At 40.9% G+C, this 19,546-nt stretch carries 15 protein-coding genes, 2 pseudogenes and 1 riboswitch; of the genes and pseudogenes, 6 read left to right on the top strand and 11 right to left on the bottom strand.

The window, feature by feature from the left end:
• Positions 1 to 4 precede the first annotated feature (4 nt).
• The 7 genes and pseudogenes from EGX73_RS11805 to recQ form a co-directional block, all read right to left on the bottom strand.
• The gene (locus tag EGX73_RS11805; RefSeq protein ID WP_003127141.1) at positions 5 to 607 is read right to left on the bottom strand and encodes a hypothetical protein; all 603 of its coding nucleotides are present in this window, start codon (positions 605 to 607) and stop codon (positions 5 to 7) included.
• 17 nt (positions 608 to 624) lie between these two features.
• Positions 625 to 1,554: an ROK family protein gene (locus EGX73_RS16270; protein ID WP_123866957.1), complete on the bottom strand. Its 930-nt coding sequence runs from the start codon at positions 1,552 to 1,554 to the stop codon at positions 625 to 627.
• 5 nt (positions 1,555 to 1,559) lie between these two features.
• Positions 1,560 to 2,567, bottom strand: a pseudogene (locus tag EGX73_RS11795) (LacI family DNA-binding transcriptional regulator).
• A gap of 150 nt (positions 2,568 to 2,717) precedes the next feature.
• Positions 2,718 to 4,156, bottom strand: a pseudogene (locus EGX73_RS11790) (6-phospho-beta-glucosidase).
• Positions 4,157 to 4,297: 141 nt separating this feature from the next.
• Complete coding sequence (locus EGX73_RS11785) at positions 4,298 to 5,038, bottom strand: MurR/RpiR family transcriptional regulator (protein ID WP_003127132.1); 741 nt, start codon at positions 5,036 to 5,038, stop codon at positions 4,298 to 4,300.
• Positions 5,039 to 5,057: 19 nt separating this feature from the next.
• On the bottom strand, positions 5,058 to 5,510 hold the full coding sequence (locus tag EGX73_RS11780; protein ID WP_005472434.1) for a GNAT family N-acetyltransferase: 453 nt from the start codon (positions 5,508 to 5,510) through the stop codon (positions 5,058 to 5,060).
• 40 nt (positions 5,511 to 5,550) lie between these two features.
• Positions 5,551 to 7,317 carry a DNA helicase RecQ gene (recQ, locus tag EGX73_RS11775; RefSeq protein ID WP_003127130.1) on the bottom strand — a complete coding sequence of 589 codons (1,767 nt, stop codon included), beginning with the start codon at positions 7,315 to 7,317 and terminating at the stop codon, positions 5,551 to 5,553.
• 152 nt (positions 7,318 to 7,469) lie between these two features.
• Between recQ and EGX73_RS11770 the strand changes: the two genes are divergently transcribed.
• On the top strand, positions 7,470 to 8,591 hold the full coding sequence (locus EGX73_RS11770) for an FAD-binding oxidoreductase (RefSeq protein WP_005472432.1): 1,122 nt from the start codon (positions 7,470 to 7,472) through the stop codon (positions 8,589 to 8,591).
• A gap of 129 nt (positions 8,592 to 8,720) precedes the next feature.
• Here the strand turns inward: EGX73_RS11770 and EGX73_RS11765 are convergent, their stop codons facing one another.
• Positions 8,721 to 10,544 carry a glucose PTS transporter subunit IIA gene (locus EGX73_RS11765; protein WP_003127128.1) on the bottom strand — a complete coding sequence of 608 codons (1,824 nt, stop codon included), beginning with the start codon at positions 10,542 to 10,544 and terminating at the stop codon, positions 8,721 to 8,723.
• Positions 10,545 to 10,830: 286 nt separating this feature from the next.
• Between EGX73_RS11765 and EGX73_RS11760 the strand changes: the two genes are divergently transcribed.
• Positions 10,831 to 12,030 carry a D-galactonate dehydratase gene (locus tag EGX73_RS11760; RefSeq protein WP_003127127.1) on the top strand — a complete coding sequence of 400 codons (1,200 nt, stop codon included), beginning with the start codon at positions 10,831 to 10,833 and terminating at the stop codon, positions 12,028 to 12,030.
• A gap of 104 nt (positions 12,031 to 12,134) precedes the next feature.
• Here the strand turns inward: EGX73_RS11760 and EGX73_RS11755 are convergent, their stop codons facing one another.
• From EGX73_RS11755 to EGX73_RS11745, 3 genes are all read right to left on the bottom strand, one after another.
• Positions 12,135 to 12,842 (bottom strand): GntR family transcriptional regulator, encoded by a 708-nt coding sequence (locus EGX73_RS11755; protein ID WP_005472428.1) that lies wholly within the window; start codon positions 12,840 to 12,842, stop codon positions 12,135 to 12,137.
• Between the two features lie 371 nt (positions 12,843 to 13,213).
• Positions 13,214 to 14,218, bottom strand: coding sequence for a plasmid pRiA4b ORF-3 family protein (locus tag EGX73_RS11750; protein ID WP_005472426.1), 1,005 nt, complete (start codon positions 14,216 to 14,218; stop codon positions 13,214 to 13,216).
• 65 nt (positions 14,219 to 14,283) lie between these two features.
• On the bottom strand, positions 14,284 to 15,807 hold the full coding sequence (locus EGX73_RS11745) for a zinc ABC transporter substrate-binding protein AdcA (protein WP_123866956.1): 1,524 nt from the start codon (positions 15,805 to 15,807) through the stop codon (positions 14,284 to 14,286).
• Between the two features lie 280 nt (positions 15,808 to 16,087).
• Positions 16,088 to 16,188, top strand: a riboswitch (TPP riboswitch).
• 90 nt (positions 16,189 to 16,278) lie between these two features.
• Here EGX73_RS11745 and EGX73_RS11740 point away from each other — a divergent pair.
• From EGX73_RS11740 to EGX73_RS11725, 4 genes are read left to right on the top strand one after another with little or no spacing between them, the layout of a single operon-like run.
• A complete protein-coding gene (locus EGX73_RS11740; protein ID WP_041119254.1) occupies positions 16,279 to 16,890 on the top strand; it encodes a YkoF family thiamine/hydroxymethylpyrimidine-binding protein in 612 nt (203 codons plus the stop codon).
• A complete protein-coding gene (locus EGX73_RS11735) occupies positions 16,883 to 17,485 on the top strand; it encodes an ECF transporter S component (RefSeq protein ID WP_029486920.1) in 603 nt (200 codons plus the stop codon). The genes EGX73_RS11740 and EGX73_RS11735 overlap by 8 nt, the downstream gene beginning before the upstream one ends.
• Positions 17,482 to 18,894: an ATP-binding cassette domain-containing protein gene (locus EGX73_RS11730; protein WP_029486921.1), complete on the top strand. Its 1,413-nt coding sequence runs from the start codon at positions 17,482 to 17,484 to the stop codon at positions 18,892 to 18,894. The genes EGX73_RS11735 and EGX73_RS11730 overlap by 4 nt, the downstream gene beginning before the upstream one ends.
• On the top strand, positions 18,821 to 19,501 hold the full coding sequence (locus EGX73_RS11725; protein WP_040013728.1) for an energy-coupling factor transporter transmembrane component T: 681 nt from the start codon (positions 18,821 to 18,823) through the stop codon (positions 19,499 to 19,501). Before EGX73_RS11730 ends, EGX73_RS11725 begins: the two co-directional genes overlap by 74 nt.
• Positions 19,502 to 19,546 lie beyond the last annotated feature (45 nt).

The following is a 19,546-nucleotide window of genomic DNA, read 5'->3' as shown; positions in this document are numbered from 1 at the left end:
TGGATCACTCCTGTTCTATTTGATTTGTAGTTACATGCTTCATAATTTGCTTATGGATCATAACTTGAAAAACCATAGGAATACTTATTCCAAATAACGCCCATACTAATGCTAATCTAGGTAAAAACACAGGTAAAACAAAACTACTAAGCATTATCGCTAAGCCAATAATATTACAACCTACGTATTTTAACGTTATCCCTAATGAAAACTCCACTATGGACCGAATGGACATTTGGCTGGTACAAACAATGAATACATTCGAAAGAAACACAATAAAAAATGCAATAAAAAGTAATATCAAAAATTGAAATATAGTTCTTCTAGTGAATGCTAGTAAAAGAAACAGTAAGAAAAAGATCACCCAGAAAGCGATGATTAACCTGAATGAAAGAATCAGATTTTTTCTAAACAGCATGAAGTATTTTGTTAGGGTAACTTCTTGCTGATTGTATTCTTTTAAAAGCTGGTAGCCAGTAATCAATGCACAAGGCACTGTGATGATTGGCAAACTAGAAAAGATGATTAATAGATTTAATAGCATCATTTGATATATTTTTTGTAGGAAACTGTATACTTCACCATCAATATTAAATATTTGTTTCATTACTGACTACCACCTTTTTATTCGATGCCTAATTTCTCTTTATTCTCAGCAATTTTCTCGTTTCTAATTGCCTCAATATCTGACCAACCATTTTGATCTAAAAATGTTGAATATGAAGAGATTACTTGATCAAATTCTTCTTCTGAAGAAGAGCGAATCAAACAGACTAATGTTGTATACCAATTTGTATTGATTGCAGAGAGATTACGTGCTTCTTGAGTCCCTGAACTAGGATCAATATTTTCTAGAATAAAATGAGGGTATAATTTTCCTTCTCCCCATTCTCTTGGCTGTATCAAGGCAGGTGTCTGAGTACTTTCACTAGCCATTGATTGATATTTATCATGACCAAAGAAAATAAACTCACTTAGTCGATACTCTTTTTTGAATCGATCTGAATCATTATCTTTCATCACTGCTGCACGCTGATTCAAAGACATCGCCTCTATGTCAACGCTTTCATTAATTTCCTTAATAACCATCCAGCCAAATTCGCCTGCCATGCCATGGGCACCTTTGATCAATTCATTTTGATAAATAATACCGCCACCTATGCCTGTTCCTAGAACCATACATATGTAATTGGGAATCCCTTGAGCATGGCCAATCCATTGTTCTGCGATAGCAGCAGCATTGGCATCATTTTCGATAACAATTGGTACTTTCGTTATCTTCTGTAATTCTTGCTTTAGACGAACACCATAGATGGACTTGATTGCTCCTGCTGTAATCATTGTGCCGTGTTGATCAATAATTCCTGGTGCGCTGATTCCAATCCCTTCAATTGGTTCTTGCCTCTGACTCTCTTCAATAATTGTTTGTAGGTTTACCAAGAATTGATGTCTATTATCGATCGTTTTGATACTCTGCTTACAATAAACTTGTCCTTTATCATCAATAAATCCATATTTGATTGTAGTTCCACCAATATCTATTCCCAAATACATTTATATCACTCATTTCTATTAAACTGATATACTGATTCGCCCTCAACCAATCTTCCATTTAATACAAAGGATTTTCCTGAAACATCCCCATTGATCAGCTTTACTAAATGTTGCGTTGCAAGCTCCCCTTGTTCTTTGATTGGGTTCACAATTGTTGTTAAAGACGGTCGAAAATATTTCAACAGCTCGATTCCATCAAACCCAACAACACTAAAATCATTCGGCACATGATAGCCTGCATGTTCAATCGCTTTGGTTACGCCGATAGCACTAAGATCATTTCCCGCTAGAAATGCTGTCGGTAAATCTTTTTGCTTATGCAAAAATTTTTCTGTCGATTGATATGCGAAATTTTCTTCAAATCTTCCTTCTATTAGATAATGCGGCTTTAGAGGAATGTGTGCTTTTCTTAGTGCTTGCTGATATCCCTTGAATCGTTCATCGCTATCATAAACACCATCAAAGCCTTTGACGAATGCAATATTACGATGGCCTTACGCTATCAGATAAGATGTTGCATATTCAGCGCTTTCATTGGAATTGAAAACAATACTACCAAATGTATGATCTTGAATATTACGATCAATAAAAACGGCATTGACGGATTCATTTCTGATTATCTCAAGATCTTCTTCATCAAGCATATCTTCAAATCCAATAAATCCATCTACAGCACCTCCCAGAATACTCGTCAAGACAACTTCTTTTTCCATTGAAATAAACACATTTAAAGCGTAACCATGTTTTTCAACTTCTCTTGCTATGGATTCAATCAGAACACTAAAATACGGACCAGTGATACTTGTGGTATAAAATCCGATTCTTTTCGTCCTACTTTTCTTTAATTCCTTTCCCATAAGATTAGGCACATAATGAAGGTTCTTCGCAGCTGCTATGACCTTTGCTTTCGTCGATGCTTTAACAACATCAACGCCATTTAACGCTTTTGAAACTGTTGCGATTGACACATTTGCTTCTTTTGCAACGTCTCGGATTGTTGTTCGTGTATTCATTATCATCACCACATAAAAACGTTTTTTTTTATCAACATTATAAACAAACTATAAATAAAAACGTTTTCACATTCAATGGGTTTCATCAAGGTTGGTTGCTGTACCAGCTTAATGGCTTCTGTACCTTAATGAAACCCCTTGTACCAATCATCAGATGTCTGCTCCATTTGATGCGATAAATTTTGGTACCATTTAAATGAATCTTTTTTTAACCGCTTTAGTGTACCTTTTCCGTCATTGTTTTTATCTACATAAATCATGCCATAACGCTTCTCCATTTCACCTGAACCAAAACTCACTATATCTATGATTCCCCAAGGTGTGTAACCTAACAAATTAACTCCATCCTCTAAGACAGCTTTTTTCATTTCTGCTATATGTGCATGGATATAATCAATACGATATTGATCATGAATTTCATCATTTTCGACTGTATCACAGGCCCCAAACCCATTTTCAACACTAAACAAAGGTATCTGATACCGTTGGTCAAGGATATTCAAAGTGTATCTCATCCCAACAGGATCAATTTGCCAACCCCAATCACTTGCTTTCACATGTGGATTGCTTAACCATTTGGCTTTTGAAAAATCATTGATCAACTCGCCATTCTCATCCAGAGTAGTGGCAGTGCCTGACATATAATAACTAAAGCCGATATAATCAACTTTACCTTCTTTTAATATCTTCTTTTCTTCATCTGAGATATCAATAGAATAGTTTTTCCGATCCCATTTCTTTAGGACATATTGGGGTATCTCTCCTCTAGCATGGACATCACTATAAAAAAAACGTCTATTCATTTCTTTCTGTGCCGACATCTGATCTTCAGGTTTACTAGAATATGGATACACTGGAACGTTTGCCACCATACATCCAATTTGAAATTTGGGGTTAATTTTGTGTCCTAACTTAACAACTTGTGCACTCGCAATCAATTCATTTATAGCACCTTGATAAATTATCTCTTCCTTATTCGCTTGGGTCTTATTTTGATCAAATAAAAAAGCAGAATTAGTCCAGGTGTGTAAATTATGTTATCCATCAGCTTGGTTATTGATTTCATTGAAAGTCATCCAATATTTGACTTTGTTTTTGTATCTCGTCATAACACTTTCCGCATAACGAGTAAAAAAAGGAATTAATTGTTTATTCTTAAATCCACCATAAGCTTTATATAGGTGAAAGGAAATTTCGAAATGCGATAAGGTGATGACTGGCTCAATACCATTTGCAAGTAATTCATCAAATAGATCATCTTAGAATTTAAGCCCTTTTTCGTTTGGTTCTTTGTCATCGCCAGTTGGAAAAATTCTTGTCCAATTGATAGATGTGCGCAATACTTTAAGACCCAATTCCTTAAACAATTGAATATCCTCTTTGTAAAGATGATAAAAATCAATAGCTTCATGATTTGGATAATACCTATTTTCTATAACACCATCTGTAATTTCTCTGGAAATACCATTTCCTCATGCGGTCATCACATCTGCAATACTTACACCTTTACCCTCAACATTCCACACAACTTCAACCTGATGTGCGGCAACAGCTCCACCCCATAAAAAATTTTCTGGAAATGTATTCATGATTCTTCATCCTCTCTTTATTCTCCTTGAGTATACAAAAAGTCCGATATTCATCGTGCATTTACTAATAAATCGGTACACGAGAAGCAAATTAGAAAAAAAAGCACCTTGGTACACGAAGTACCAAGGTCATGAATAATTTCAATCTCTATCAAATGTAATGAGTTGGCGCACAGCCTCTGATAAGGCTTCAATCAAAAACATACAGGGAATTTGACTTGTTAAATCCTCGTGCTTATTAATTCTCTTCACATCAACCGAATAATCTAATACAAAATCGCTCATTCTACCCAGTGTGCTTGCAGAATCGCTTGTGATTACGACCGTTGTAAAGTCCGGGTTGTTTTTAAATCCGTTAAACAACTCTATGATTTCAGTTGTCCCTCCTGTAATAGATAACGCAAATACCATATTATCAGATGTATTTTTTAGTTTTGCAAAAATCGGATATGTATGATCGACTAATGCAAAACTATTACAGCCTAAAGTTGAAAATCGACGCGCAGCATACTCGCACATTGATGCAGAAGCACCAATACCATAAAAAATAATATTCTCACACTCAATCAGTTTCTCAGCCACTCGTCTCAATTTACTCTCAATGTTTTTAGGAAAATGATCAGCGCTTAATAACGTGCTTCCGCTAAGTATATCAGCATTTTCAACCTGAGGCATCTTAGCATGCGACCGAAACTCCGTAAAACTTTCATAGCCTAATTTACGAATAAAGCGCATCACAGAAGAGGCCGATGTATGGGATTCGATGGCGATTTCTCTCACCCGCATATAAGGAATCTTGTCACTTTGACTGGACATATAATGATAAATTGCTCGATCCGTCTCTGATAAATCGTTGAAATCTATTTTTCCAAAAAAAGACATGCCTATCGCTCCTATTTTTTCATTCTTCTGATTCTACAGACTGAGGCTGTATCGACAACGGCTTCACAAAAAACAATTCCAACGGCTGTTCAAAACCTGGTACGTCCATAAGCAACCCACCGGCATCTTTGTAGCCACATTTTCGATAGAAATGCTGACTGCTCTCATCAGACTGAGTAGAGGCCATACACATCCCATACCTTTGTTTCCGCATTTCTGCTTCCCAAAGGCGGAGGAAGTGCCTTCCTCTCCCTTTTCTCTGCTGGGATTCGTTGACCACCAGCATGGTACAAAAGGGAATGGTATCCCAAAACAATTGGTAGCGAAGAATCCCCACAGGTTCTTCCTCATCGGTCAAGATCAACGCCTGTTGATCTTGGAACTTTTTTGCTAATCCTGCTTTTGACAAATGATTATCTAGTTCTAACCAGAATGTCATATCCCTTTTTTGCGCATAACGAATCTTCAGCATCTTGGTTTCTCCTTGTTTTTTCCTGAATCGTAAAGCAGCACTATTTTTCTGTTGTTTCTCGGTATTCTTTCAACACAGCCAGAAACGCATCACCGTATTTATCTAACTTGTTTTGACCAACACCTTTGATCTGTAGAAATTCGATAGGAGTTTTAGGCTGCTGCTCCGCAAGTTCCCGCAATGTCTTGTCCGAAAAGACGACATACGGCGGCAAGTTTTGTTCTTGTGCGAGCGTCAATCGCAGGGAACGTAATTGGTCAAACAATTCGTCATCGACGACCAATTGACGTACTTTGGCTTGTTTCCGGTAAACCTTTGCCTTGCCTAAAAGAACCTCTACACCGGCAGCTGACACACTGAGCAGGGGGTATTGTCCTTCCGAAGGGACTAAATAGCCTGATGCGGTTAAGTAGTCAATGAGTTGATTGACTTCTTTTTGTGACCAATCTTTCAACAAACCATAGGTTGGCAATTTTTCAAATCCCCATTGGGTGACTTTCTGATCTGCTGATCCGGTCAACACTTTCCCCACTAACGCTTTGCCAAAACGTTCACCCATTCGTTTCACACAGGACAACACTTTTTGCGTCTCAACGGTGATATCTACCTGTTCTCGTTCATCTAAGCAATTGCTGCAGCGGCCACAATCGGGACCGTCTTCCCCAAAATACCGCAATATGTAACGTTGAAGACACATTTGTGTATGCCCATATTGACTCATTTCTCTCAACTTGAGGTATTCATTTTGACGATACTGAATATCGGACTCAGATTGATCGATAAAAAACTGCTGAATCTGCAAATCCTGCGGAGCGTATAATAAAATGGCTTCGCTAGGTTCACCATCTCGTCCGGCACGTCCGGCTTCTTGATAATAAGATTCTAAATTACCGGGGATTTGGGCGTGGATCACAAAGCGCACATTGCTTTTGTTGATTCCCATACCAAAAGCATTGGTTGCTACCATCACTTGAAGACGATCAAAAAGAAAATCTTCTTGGTTTTGCGTACGTTCTTCTTCAGTTAATCCGCCATGATAGCGTCCAGCATTGATAGATTGTTGTTTCAATAAACGATAGATTCGTTCGACTTCTTTGCGTGTGCTGGCATAAATAATCCCTGATTGTCCTTTGTTCATCTTTAAATAGGTCAGCAAATAAGTATCTTTCTGCTCTTTGATAACTTCAAAAGATAGATTTTCGCGAGCAAAGCCCGTTTTCACTTGGTTCTCTGGTGGAATCAGCAACAGTCGTTCAATATCTTGGGCAACTTTTGGCGTTGCTGTAGCTGTCAATGCCACCACCGTTGGCCGCTGATCAAAACTATGGATCGTTTCCGCTAAGCGTAAATAGCTAGGACGAAAATCATGTCCCCATTGTGAAATACAGTGGGCTTCATCAACAGCGAGTAGGGATATAGGAACATAGCGCAGCAATTCGCGAAAATGATCTGATTCCAAACGCTCTGGAGCGACATACAGGAGTTTGATTTCTCCTTTCGATGCTTGCCTTAACCGTTGGTTGATTTCCGGAGCTGATAAGGTACTATTGATATAAGCGGCCGGGATACCCATGTCATTCAATGCATCTACTTGATCTTTCATCAATGAAATCAATGGTGAAATAACTAATGTCAGACCGTCTAACAATAAAGCTGGGAGCTGATAACATACAGATTTTCCTCCGCCAGTCGGCATGATGCCTAAAACATTTTGATGAGAAAGAATGGCATTGATGATTGATTCTTGACCTTCCCGAAAGCTGGTATAACCGAATTTATCTCTTAAAACTTGATTGATTGATTGCATAATATCCTCTTTTCCATGTCCATTATACGAGAAAATCCAGTCATTTGAAATGGGAACAGTTTGGGAATCACTTTCGACAGAAACTTTCAGTCTTTGATTTTTTGAGAAGAATATGGAACAATGATTGAAACAAAAAAGGAGTTTGCAGTTTTATGGAAAAAATCGTAATTATCGGTGGCGGCATCATTGGGATGACCTTAGCAAATTATCTAGATACGACGAAGTACCAAGTGACCGTGGTTGACGACCCTACGGGACAAGCTACTAAAGCGAGTGCCGGGATCATTTCCCCCTGGCTTTCGAAACGGCGAAACAAACGATGGTATCAATTAGCTAAAGATGGGGCTGCTTTTTTCGAAAAATTGGCACAAGATTTCTCACTGACCACAGATATTTATCAACGCTCAGGTACATTGATCATTCGCCCAGAAAATCAGTTGGCAGCATTAGCGGAACTGGCGGAGGAACGGCGCAAAGAGGCACCGGAAATCGGTCAAATCACCTGTCTTTCTCCTGCTGAAACGCAGCAAGCTTTACCTTTGCTCAAACCACTACCGGCTTTGAAAATTTCCGGAGGAGGTCGACTAGATGGCGCTGCTTATCTAGCGTTCCTAGAAGAACGGGCCCGTACCAATGGGGTCGTTTTCGTCCAAGGGAAGGCTAGACTTTATAAAGAAAAAAATTGGGTCGTTTCTACTACATACGCAGAAATCCCAGCGGATCATGTTTGTTTAACCGCCGGACCAGGATTAGGCCAACTGTTAGAACACTTGAACTACCACGTCGATGTTCGTCCCCAAAAAGGACAGCTGCTCTCCTTCGAAACGACAGCGTCAGCAAAAGATTGGCCAGTGGCGATGTTAGAAGGCGAAGGCGATTTGATTCCTTTTGCGAATGGGAAGATCCTTTTAGGAGCGACTCACGAAAATGATGGCGGTTGGGATCTGACTCCCACTGAAGCAGCAAAGCAACAATTGCTGACTGGCATCGGTTCATTTTTGGCAGCCCCCGAGAAATTGTTTGCTGCGCCAATGACAGTTCGCGTAGGAACACGGGCCTATACTTCTGACTTTGCGCCATTTTTTGGACTGCTTCCCAGTGAGCCAGGATTAGTGGTCGCCAGCGGACTGGGGTCTTCTGGATTAACCACAGGTCCCTATATCGGTTATTTACTGGCTGAATATTTTAATCAAGGTCAGAACCCTTCTGAAAAGCAAAAACTTTTTGAGAAATATAGTAAACCTATAGCTGCCTATATTACTCAACGTCACTGATGGTAAAAAAAAGGAGCTGTAACAAAAGTCTTGTCGCAGCTCTTTCTTTCGAACAATTGGACAGAATATGCCGCAGCTGTTTTTGCCAGGTGCATCTCCCCTCTTGTTAAACCTCTTTTTTTCTTGAATTTAAGCGTTTAAAATTACCTTTTCTAATAGGGCACCGGCTTGATGATTTCCTTCAAGACCGATCGTTCCTGAAAATTGTTGGACACGTTCCATGTTCGTGATTAGGACGATGACCATCGTTTCTTTGCCTTGTTGTTCGATATAAGGCAAGTCCATCGCTGCTAGTTTCGATTGTGGGGTTACTTGCTCTCCTACTTTTACGAATACTTCAAAGCCTTTGCCATCAAGAGAAACTGTATCGATTCCCATATGGACTAGAACTTCCACACCATTCGATGTGGTGATTCCCACCGCATGTTTGGAAGGGAAAACCGAAGTGACTTCACCACTGACTGGCGAATAGATTTGGCCGTCTTTAGAGTGAATGGCATACCCTTCACCCATCATTTTTGTTGAAAACACTTCGTCGGGTACATCTTCCAATGGAATGTATTCTCCTTGCGTTACAACATGCAAATCAAGTTCGTTGGTGAAGGTTTCTGTTTCTGCTTGATTAGGGACTAGGAAATAAGTCAGAGCAAAAGAGGAACCGATCGCCAAGACAATGCCTAGGACCGCATAGATAAAGTATTCACCAATATAAGCCGGCAAACTAAAGATACTGGATAAAATATAGCCATAGATCCTTACGCCAAAAAAGCTGATGAACGCTGATGCAATCGAACTACCGATGGTAGCTGCTAAAAATGCTTTTTTATATTTTGATAAAATCCCAAACAATGCTGGCTCAGTGATGCCCAGCAATCCTGACACAGCTGAGGACAAAATGATTGATTTTTCTTCTTTTGATCTTACTTTAAAGTAGATCGCTGCGGTTGCGCCGGTGATCGCCATATTTGCCATGAACATCATTGGCATCAACATATCATACCCTTGATTGGCAAAGTTTTGTAATGCGATTGGCGTCATTGCATGGTGTAATCCGGTAAAGATCGCAATTGGACGAATAGCACCTACAACAATTCCTGCCAATACAGGAGAAATCGTAAACAAGCCAGCTACACCATCTGCAAGCAAATTGCCTAAATGAATACTGATTGGACCAATAACTGTCAGTGTAATCAGTCCAGCCACAAACAAGGAAATCGTCGGTGTAAAGACGGTCCGCAGAACTTGCGGCAATACCTTGTCTACCCAGCGATAAATGTAGCTTAATGCTAAAACAGCAAAAATGATTGGAATAACGGTACCCGCATAATTGAAAACGGGAACTGGTAAAACCCCAAACAGTCGAAAGGCCGAAATATTGCCTTCAGCAACTGCATTCGTCATCGTTGGAAATTGTAATGTTGCAGCAATGGCGATCGCCAAGTATTGATTCGTTTTAAAGATGCGCGCAGCAGAAGCAGCAACAAAAAATGGCAAGAAGGTAAATACGCCGCTGGCGATCATATCAATGACTAAATACGTATCTGTTTGATTGGAAATCACATTTAAGGCAACCAATCCTGCCATCAACCCTTTAATCATTCCTGCCCCAGCGATTGCTGGAACAATTGGTCCGAATACACCGGAGACTGTATCCATAAACAACGAGACAGCGCCTTTTTTCTCTGAAGACTCTTGACTCTTTTCATCCAAACCAAGTTCTTTGGCTAATGGAGCATAATAATCCGCTACATCTGTACCGATCACCACTTGGAGCTGATTGCTTTGATATTTCGTTCCCACCACTTTAGGTATTTTTTCTAAAGCAGTATAGTCAACTTTCTTTTCATCCTTCAAATCAAAACGAAGCCGCGTCATACAATGCCAAGCATTATTGATATTCTCGGATCCACCAACATCTTTTATGATCTGTTTTACGATGTCTTCTTTCATCATCATTTTTTCCTCCTGTTGTTTGCTAACGGACTTGAATCTTGAGGCGCCTTTTCAAGTGGGTCCGTTTTCACACACATAGTAGCATGGCTGCACCCGCTTGTAAAACCAGTCCTTTTATTAAAAAAACAGACAAAAAAGGCTATGTATCAACAAATAAATAAGAATCCATCTAAAATTGGACTGGTTTTATGAGCCATAGCCATCTTTTTTTGGACCAAATTGACAGCGGTTGCTCTGCGTGTTTCAATGGCTATATCAACTAGATACAAAAATTGGAGTGAATAAAATGACACCAACGATCATCACCGACGTCAAATCCTTTGCGATCAAACCTGATCGCCATAACCTTGTTGTCGTTAAAGTAGAAACCAATAAAGGAATTTCCGGACTAGGCTGTAGTACGTTTCAATTTCGTCCTTTAGCAGTCAAAACAGTCGTTGACGAATATTTACGTCCCCTTCTGATGGGTAGAGACGCGAATGAAATCGAAGACATCTGGCAAGTCATGAATGTCAATTCCTATTGGCGCAACGGTCCGATCACAAACAATGCCATCTCTGGTATTGATATGGCATTATGGGATATCAAGGGACAGTTAGCTGATATGCCTCTGTATCAACTGCTGGGGGGAAAAGCAAGAACCGCGATCCCTGCTTATACTCATGCGGTAGCAGATAATTTAGACGATCTCTATCACGAAATCGATCGCTTTTTGGCAGCCGGTTATCGCTATATTCGTTGCCAGCTCGGGTTCTATGGCGGGAATCCAAGCCAGCTGCAAACACCCGAAGAACCAATCTCCGGCTCTTACTTTGATCAGACAGATTATATGGAAACGACTTTGAAGATGTTCGCAGCGATCAAAGAAAAATATGGCAACCAATTTCAAATGCTGCATGATGTTCATGAACGCCTCCATCCGAATCAAGCCATTCAGTTCGCCAAAGCAGCAGAACCTTATCAGCTCTTTTTCTTGGAAGATATTCTGCCGCCTGACCAAAGTCACTGGCTGACACAATTACGCAGTCAGTCAGCAACCCCCATTGCAACAGGTGAATTGTTCAATAATCCAATGGAATGGCAAGAACTAGTCAAAAATCGGCAGATCGATTTCATGCGGGCCCATGTATCACAGATTGGCGGCATTACGCCAGCATTGAAGCTAGCTCATTTTTGCGATGCGATGGGGGTTCGAATTGCCTGGCATACGCCTTCTGATATCAGTCCAGTCGGCTTGGCAGTCAATACGCATTTGAATATCCATCTGCACAATGCCGCGATCCAAGAAACAATCGAGTTGCCGGCAAATACCCAATCCGTGTTTGTTGGCAGTCCCCAACCCAAAGGCGGCTTCTTCTATCCAATGGAAAAAAGCGGGATCGGTATTACATTTGATGAAGAAGCTGCGGCTGATTTTCCGGTCGTTTACCGCCCCCATGAGTGGACACAAAGCAGAACGCCGGATGGTACACTAATCACACCTTAAATAATAATCCTAAAAAACTCAGCAGCCTGACTCAAATTGTTGAATCAGAGCTCTGAGTTTTTTTGATTTATCGTCTAGGAAATTTGTGGCTCTTCCTCTGCCGATCAATCGATGCGTGAACGATGGATTTCTCGATCGAAAGGTCGAATATAGGTGACTGCATAGTCGATGGCGACGATGTTGCTGAATTCATAGACCCGCCCATCTTCCAAAATTGCCCGATTCGTGATTTGCATCGCTGGGGTCCCCCGTTTGCACAGCAAGATTGCCGACTGGGCCATTGAAGTCGCAATCGGGGTATAACTGCTGATGTAGTGGGAAATCCGATATCCGCAACTCTCAACATAGCGCTGAATTGAATGTTCTACTACCTCTTGAGTGACATTAGGAAATAATCCTACCGGTAGCTTCGACGTTTCTAGCTGTTCAATCTTATAATTGACGATTCGCACCCGTTCAAAAGTCCAAACTTCTTCATTGTCTGCTAACTGAAAGATTTTTTGTTCATCTGGGGTAGCGGGTGCTTTACTCAAAGAAATCATTTTGGAGTGGATCCGATCGTAAGGAGTCCGTGTCAAGGAATTAAAGATCATGGGATTTTTGACCCACTTCTCATGGATAAAGATTCCCGATCCTTGGACCACACGAACGATGCCGATTTCTTCTAAATTTTTGATTGCTTGTTGAATCGTAAAGCGGGAAACGCCATAATTTCTGGCAAGTTCTCTTTGATTCGGTAATTTTCCTTCAATAAATTCTTCCTGATAAATTTTACTAAGCAAATCTTGAACGATAAATTCTCGTTTTTTCATAAAAACTCCCCTCACTTGCTCTCAGCTGTCGCCAGAACAGATAGTCCATCTTCTAGAGCGATTGAAAGATGCACCTCACAGCAGATAGAGCATCGTCGCTTGTCCAGTATCATTACGAACTATTGTACTCGAATGTACTCGAAAATCAATCTGCTGAATCATTGGCTCTAGAGTTAAAAAGTTAGAATCTGTATCAAACCAGGCGTGTCGCCACAGAAATGAGTATTTCTATATCAGCTAACTTGATGTAGTTCATGAATGGTCAACACCTTAATCAAACAAGGACCGATCAAAAAAGATGTCACGAACTGTTAAACAGATTCGTCACACCATCGTATGAATCGATTATTGCACTTATTCCGAGAAAAAAATTAGTCGGACGGATCAGATTCCCAGTAATCCCGGAGTTCTTCATTGATTGTTTCAACATTCACTGATTCTCTTTGTTCCTCTGGTTGCTCTTCGTTTGGCACATCACCAACCGCTTTTAGACAATCAGGCGTGACTGTTTCACCTGCTTCAGCAGCCGTCAGTATTTTCTCGATTTTTATTTTGTGGGTCCAGTCAGCACCCATGTCATAAATGTAGGTCAGAGTTTGGCAGGTTTGGAAATCATGGTCGATCACTAATGCATTTGTAGGTTCCGTGTTCGGCACATCGATTGAATTATTGCCGGCAAGAAAAAGGTAGAGCTGTGAATCCTGCCATTGAAAAGCAATTTGGATCATATTATGGAGTTGTTCATAACTAATGCCTGCAGGAATGAGCATCCTTCGCCAAATCGGCGGCTTGAAACCTTCCAAATCAATACGGATTTGATATGCAGCGATTCTTTCTTCGCTAGCTTCAGGAACTTTTTTTATTGGAAAAGGGACGATTTTTGGCGATCGTTGATTTTCATAGGGATGTTCGATCGGAACCAAATCATGATCTTCCGGTTCGACATCATGAAGCATCTCTAGCATTGCCGCTTTCTTCTCTGAAGACCAGAAATGCGGTTTTGACATGCGAGAGTAAAACACAGGCTGTTTTTCTGCAAGAACAAAGATAATCTCTTGGTATTGTTCTTTTGTGATGTGCTGTTCTTTATACATGCAATAATAAAAATCTTCAATAGCTAATTTAGCAAAGGGGAGGAAATTCAAATCATAAGGAATCTCTTGAGGCATCATTTCCGTATAGACCCATTCGACAAACTCTTTGTCTGTCAGCATTCTTTTATTCGTCTTTTGTTCTGCACAAAAAATCAAATAAAAAACCGGATCTAAGTAATGATCTAAATCATCATTACTGACAACACTCGGACCACCGAACAACGCGACATGATCCATCATGTGATCGATTACTTTTGCTAATTTTTTCAATGTTTTTTCCAAAAAAATACCGCTCCTTTCTATCAGTTTAACTTTGACGAAAAGAGCAGTAATTGTCAATCTTTTTTTTAATGAGCAAGCATTTCCTGTGCAATTTCTAATCCAGACAGATCAGTCGGATAGAACGTTGGCCAATGATCCATTTCCGACAATAATGCTTCTTGACTTTCATTGCCAAAATAAAGGTGAAAATGATGGGAATCAGTTGGTGCAATCGAGTGATCGCTAAATTGGATATATTTGAAGGCTGCATCGTTATCTTTTGATTCAAACAAATAACGGACGCCGCGATTCCCTGCTTGGTAATTCAAGATCTTTTTGCCTACATATTGATAGGTTGCTTTCTTGGTTGTGCCATCTTCAAAGGTAAATGCCATCGTATCTCCTGTGATCGTAATTTCTGCAACATCTGTTTGGTAGCCAGTTGTATAATAGTCTTTGTATTCCTCGGCCGTCATGCTTTTATTCTGTTTTGCTTTGTAGTCAAAAACTTGATCCAGCGTGCCGTCTTTCAAATAAGGATAGACCGATTGCCACTGTCCCTTCCAGTCCGTGAGTGAGCGGTCTTGAACATCTGCGTCGTCGAAATACCCATTATAAACGGTTTTTTCTTTCTCTGCTTCTTTCACTTCTTTCTCATTGGCTTGTGAAGTAGTCAGCATCAATGCGTCTCGGTTTTGTTCCATGATGGAAATGTAATCTTCCCCACGATCCATTTGTTCCTGTGTCAATCCTTCCAGCGGATTCAAAACGGATAAATCGACACCAGCTTCTGTTGCCAGTGTTTTGGCAATACTGTCTTTGGCATTTTCTTCAAAGTAAATCGTCTTGATCCCGGTATCTTCTACAAAATGCTTCAACTCAGCAATACGTGCCGCTGAAGGCTCTTCATTGGGAGACAGTCCGGCAATCGGAACTTGTGTCAGTCCGTATTCCAAAGCGAGGTAGCCAAAAGCAGCATGCTGGGTGACAAAATGCGTTTGCTTGGCATTCTTAAATGCTGACTGATAAGAATCATCCAATGACTGCAATTTTTCTAAATAGGCCGCAGCATTCCTTTCAAAAGCAGCTTTCTTTTCTGGATAAGCCCTGCTTAGCTGATCACGAATGCTTGCTACTTGTTTGATTGCAAGGCTTGGTGCTAGCCAGACATGAGGATCTAATTCATGAGAGTGCCCTTCTTCATGATCGTGGTCATGCTCTTCATCACCCGGCAGCAACACCATCCCCTCCGTAGCTTTCACAACGGTGACATCTCCTTCTTTCAATGTAGATTCAATGGCAGGAACCCACATTTCCATGTTCTCATTATTGTAAACAAAGACATCCGCTTCTTGGATTTTTGCCATATCTTTAGCCGATGGTTCATAGTCATGTGAGTCTGTTCCTGCCGGCATCAACAATTCGATATTGCCTTCATTTCCCACCACATTGCGAGTAAAATCATACATAGGATAAAAACTAGCGAGGACTTGAATCGTTGGATCACTTGATTGTTCTGTCTGTTCATTCGCTGATTCCTTTGTCACACTGCAAGCAGCCAACCCTATGGTTAAAAGCGAAATACCTGTTATTTTTAAAAATTTCTTCATCTCTTTACCAGCACCCCTTTTTGATTTAGCAAAACGATCATTTCCCCCCAAAAAAACACCAGAGAGCCTGTTACGATTTGATTTTCACAAATCGTAACACTTACGTTTTACTTTCGATTATTTACTTTACACAAGGGAAAACAATCTGTCAACACCTAAAAAGATGTTTTTTATATGTCTATTCTTTCATATCTGCAGTGATTCATTTGTCTTTTTGCTCGCGCTGTCTGACTTGTTCTTTCAAATCGTCTGTGCTACACTCAGAAAGTAATTGAATCGAATTATCCACTAGGGGCGCTTTATGCTGAGATAGACAGTTTGTCTGGTCCCTTTGAACCTGATTTGGTTAATACCAACGTAGGGAAGTGGTTGCGCAGCTTATTTCGCGTTCCCATTTTTCTGTCTACCCGTGGATAGAAAAGGAGGAACGCTTTTTTTGTAGACAGAAAATCATTCGAAAGGAAGAATACTATGGAAAATTGTTCAATGAATCAAATCGATATCACAGGATGCCGCATCAGTCTTTATCCAATGAAAGATGATTTTGCCTCTCACATTCTTCGAAGCATCAAAGAGACCGATACCACAGCCGTTTGGCAGCAGACAGATCTTTTCAGTACACTCTACCGTGGTGAAGCTGCCAGTGTGATTGATGCGGCAGCAGCTCTTTTTGTCAATGCCTATGACCCAAAAACACATTTGGTCGGTGAGTTCACTTTTTCGAAAGGCTGTCCAGGAGATCTGGCTGGTGATGCCTTTCTCAGCGGCAAGCATGAACGGCCAAATCATCAGCAAATTACTGCAAAAGGTACGTTCATCGTTCAGTGCAAATATTCTTTTTATGTCTTTGGACGTGAAGATTATATGGAAGAAATTGCGCATATCGTCTCGTTGGCGGATGCCATGGGCTTACGACCGCAATCGGCCCATTACGTGACGCTGCTATCTGGCACAGCCGCTCAATTATTCGCCTATTTTGAACAAGCACTGGCCTATGCACACGAAAAGCTGCCTCATTATGTTCTTGAAGGAACCGTTTCAGTCAATAGTCCCTCGTTGAAGGAGGCCTCTTTGCATGAGTAAGTGGCAATTAAAGGATGTGATCATGGTAGGCATCGTTTCTCTCGTATTCGGTGTCGTTTATTTAGGGGCCGTTCACTTGGGGGTTTTACTCAGCACCTTGTTAACTCCATTTGGCCTCGCCATTCTAGCGAATGAATTTCTCTTTGGGATTTGGTTTATGGCGTCTGCATTTGCCGGTTACGTACTAAGAAAACCAGGTGCAGCCACGATTACTGAAATGATCGCCGCTTTGTTGGAGGTTTTCATGGGTAACTTTTATGGTCCAATTATCTTTGTCAGCGGCTTTCTTCAAGGAATCGGCACAGAGGCTGGCTTTGCCGCTTTTCGCTATCGAAAATTCGGCTGGTCTTCTTTGATCCTGGGAGCTTTGGGAGCGACTGTCACCAGTTTTATTTGGGGCATGATCCGTTCCAGCTTTCTTGATTTAAAGTGGCAATTACTGCTGACTATTTTCGTGATCCGTCTGCTTTCCGCGCTCCTTTTTTCAGCTGTCCTTGTTAAAGTGGTTTGTGATCACTTAGCAAAAATGGGGGTTTTGAATAGCTATCCGATTGCTCAACATACTTGCTTCAAACGAAGCCGTGTGAAAGAATGAGTTTAGCACTAGACTCCTGTGTCTTTACGATTGATGAGCAAAAACTTACCGCTACCTTTGAATTAGCTCCTGGGGAAATCAAAGGGATCTATGGTCCTTCTGGTTCAGGAAAAAGTACGTTTTTTCGCTTATTAGCCGGTTTGTCGGATCAAGGGTTCGAATCTGGACACTATGTGATCGATGAGAAAGATTTTACTGATTTATCCCCTGTACAACGGATTGCGTCCGTTAGTTTGATGTTTCAAAATCCCGATACGCAGTTTTGTATGCGAACTCCCCGAGAAGAGCTGTTATTTTGTTTGGAAAACAGAGCCATTCCATTAAACGAAATGACTCGTCGTATTGAGACGGCACTCGATTTTTGCGAGATTCGTCATTTAGAAGATCGAGTGCTGACAACCCTCTCAGGTGGGGAGAAACAACTAGTAGCGTTAGCATGCTGTCTTGTTTTAGAAAGCCGCTATCTTCTATTAGATGAACCTTTCGCTAATCTCGATTCGCTGACCGCCCAATCATTGCTTGAAAAATTAACAGAAATTCAACAAAAAAAGAAAATCGGAATTCTTTTAATCGACCATCAAGTCGCACCGGTCGCTGACTGGGTGCAGGAATGGCTCCTATTAACAGATGCTTTTCAGTCGGTTCCTTCTCAGTTGCTTTTAGAGCAAGAAGAGCAGCTAAGACAAACTATGATTAAACCGTCCCTCATTCCTATTGAGCCGCAGCCCCTCTTGCGGTTTGAAAATTTTCGTTTGCCAATTGGCAGACATTCTCTGCTGATCAAAGACGAAGTCTTTTCGACCGGAGAACGAATAGGCATCACAGGAAAAAGCGGGATAGGAAAATCAACCTTTTTTAAAGCCCTGTTGCAGCAAGTTCCCTATGATGGAACGATCTATTACCAAGAGCAATGCTTGACCTCTCGCAGTCGTCCTTTCGATCGGATGAGCTGGGTCATGCAAAACCCGCAGGATCAGTTTCTAGCTTCCTCCGTGGCACAAGAATTAGCCAATGGTCAAGAAAGAGAGGATCTCTCTGAAAAGCTGAACCAATTGGGACTATGGGAGAAACAGGAAGATTCTCCTTTCCTATTAAGCCAAGGACAACAACGGCGATTAGCTGTTGCCTGTTTGATCGATCGTGAGATCCCGATTTTGCTTGTTGATGAGCCAACCTATGGACAAGATTTGCGGCAGTCTTGGCAATTGATGTCGTTATTGGCAGACAAAGCGGCCAGCGGTACACTGGTCTTCATCATTAGCCATGATTTGCGTCTTCTGTCAGATTTTTGTGACCGAACATTCGATTTCAATCATTTTGTAAAGGAGTCTTCCAATGAAGTACCGAAACCCAACAGTCAAGCTGCTGACTTTATCCGCGCTGGCTTTGCTCGTCTCTTTTCAAGATAATTTGTTGCTAAATAGCAGTTTGACTTTATTTTTCTTGTTGCTGCTCTTGGTTTATCTGCCTCTGAAAAAATTGCTCAAGTTACTTTTTCTCTTGTCTTTAAGTGCAGTCGGGATCTTTTTTACCGGGCTATTATTTTTCCAAGAAGGTCAAAACGGCAGCACAACAGCGGCATATGCCTATGGCATTCGTCTCGCCAGTCGCGTTTATTGTTTTGGGACATTAGGAAGTGTCTTTGCCGCTACGACCTCACTAACAGAGCTGATCTATTCTTTACAACAGCAACTTCGCTTGCCTCCTGTTTTTGCTTATGGCTTAATGGCAGCCTTTCATATGGCACCTATGATTCCTAAAGAGTACCGCAACATCCAGTTTAGTCTGAAATCTCGAGGAATCACTTATTCCAAACTATCCTTAAAACCACTGATTCCACTGATGGTCAAATCGATCCGCTGGTCAGAACTTCTAGCTGCAGCCATGGAATCTCGCGGATTTGTCGGTGATGCACCTCGAACCTATGCAGTGAATTATTCAGTCACCCTTAAGGATTGGTTGTTTGGACTTGGACTTCTTGGCGCTGGATTGATCCTTACTTTGCTTCCAGTATGAAGCTAAAAAAAGGGATAGAATAAACAACAAATCTGATTCTAAACA

Source organism: Enterococcus sp. FDAARGOS_553 (genome assembly GCF_003812305.1).
GTDB lineage: Bacteria > Bacillota > Bacilli > Lactobacillales > Enterococcaceae > Enterococcus_D > Enterococcus_D gallinarum.
This window is presented reverse-complemented; position numbering and strand designations above follow the sequence as displayed.

What these genes read in the sequence shown, in the direction of transcription:
- EGX73_RS11805 (WP_003127141.1), bottom strand. Translation starts at nt 607, where the DNA reads ATGAAACAAATATTTAATATTGATGGTGAAGTATACAGTTTCCTACAA.
- EGX73_RS16270 (WP_123866957.1), bottom strand. Translation starts at nt 1,554, where the DNA reads ATGTATTTGGGAATAGATATTGGTGGAACTACAATCAAATATGGATTT.
- EGX73_RS11785 (WP_003127132.1), bottom strand. Translation starts at nt 5,038, where the DNA reads ATGTCTTTTTTTGGAAAAATAGATTTCAACGATTTATCAGAGACGGAT.
- EGX73_RS11780 (WP_005472434.1), bottom strand. Translation starts at nt 5,510, where the DNA reads ATGCTGAAGATTCGTTATGCGCAAAAAAGGGATATGACATTCTGGTTA.
- recQ (WP_003127130.1), bottom strand. Translation starts at nt 7,317, where the DNA reads ATGCAATCAATCAATCAAGTTTTAAGAGATAAATTCGGTTATACCAGC.
- EGX73_RS11770 (WP_005472432.1), top strand. Translation starts at nt 7,470, where the DNA reads ATGGAAAAAATCGTAATTATCGGTGGCGGCATCATTGGGATGACCTTA.
- EGX73_RS11765 (WP_003127128.1), bottom strand. Translation starts at nt 10,544, where the DNA reads ATGATGAAAGAAGACATCGTAAAACAGATCATAAAAGATGTTGGTGGA.
- EGX73_RS11760 (WP_003127127.1), top strand. Translation starts at nt 10,831, where the DNA reads ATGACACCAACGATCATCACCGACGTCAAATCCTTTGCGATCAAACCT.
- EGX73_RS11755 (WP_005472428.1), bottom strand. Translation starts at nt 12,842, where the DNA reads ATGAAAAAACGAGAATTTATCGTTCAAGATTTGCTTAGTAAAATTTAT.
- EGX73_RS11745 (WP_123866956.1), bottom strand. Translation starts at nt 15,807, where the DNA reads ATGAAGAAATTTTTAAAAATAACAGGTATTTCGCTTTTAACCATAGGG.
- EGX73_RS11740 (WP_041119254.1), top strand. Translation starts at nt 16,279, where the DNA reads ATGGAAAATTGTTCAATGAATCAAATCGATATCACAGGATGCCGCATC.
- EGX73_RS11735 (WP_029486920.1), top strand. Translation starts at nt 16,883, where the DNA reads ATGAGTAAGTGGCAATTAAAGGATGTGATCATGGTAGGCATCGTTTCT.
- EGX73_RS11730 (WP_029486921.1), top strand. Translation starts at nt 17,482, where the DNA reads ATGAGTTTAGCACTAGACTCCTGTGTCTTTACGATTGATGAGCAAAAA.
- EGX73_RS11725 (WP_040013728.1), top strand. Translation starts at nt 18,821, where the DNA reads ATGAAGTACCGAAACCCAACAGTCAAGCTGCTGACTTTATCCGCGCTG.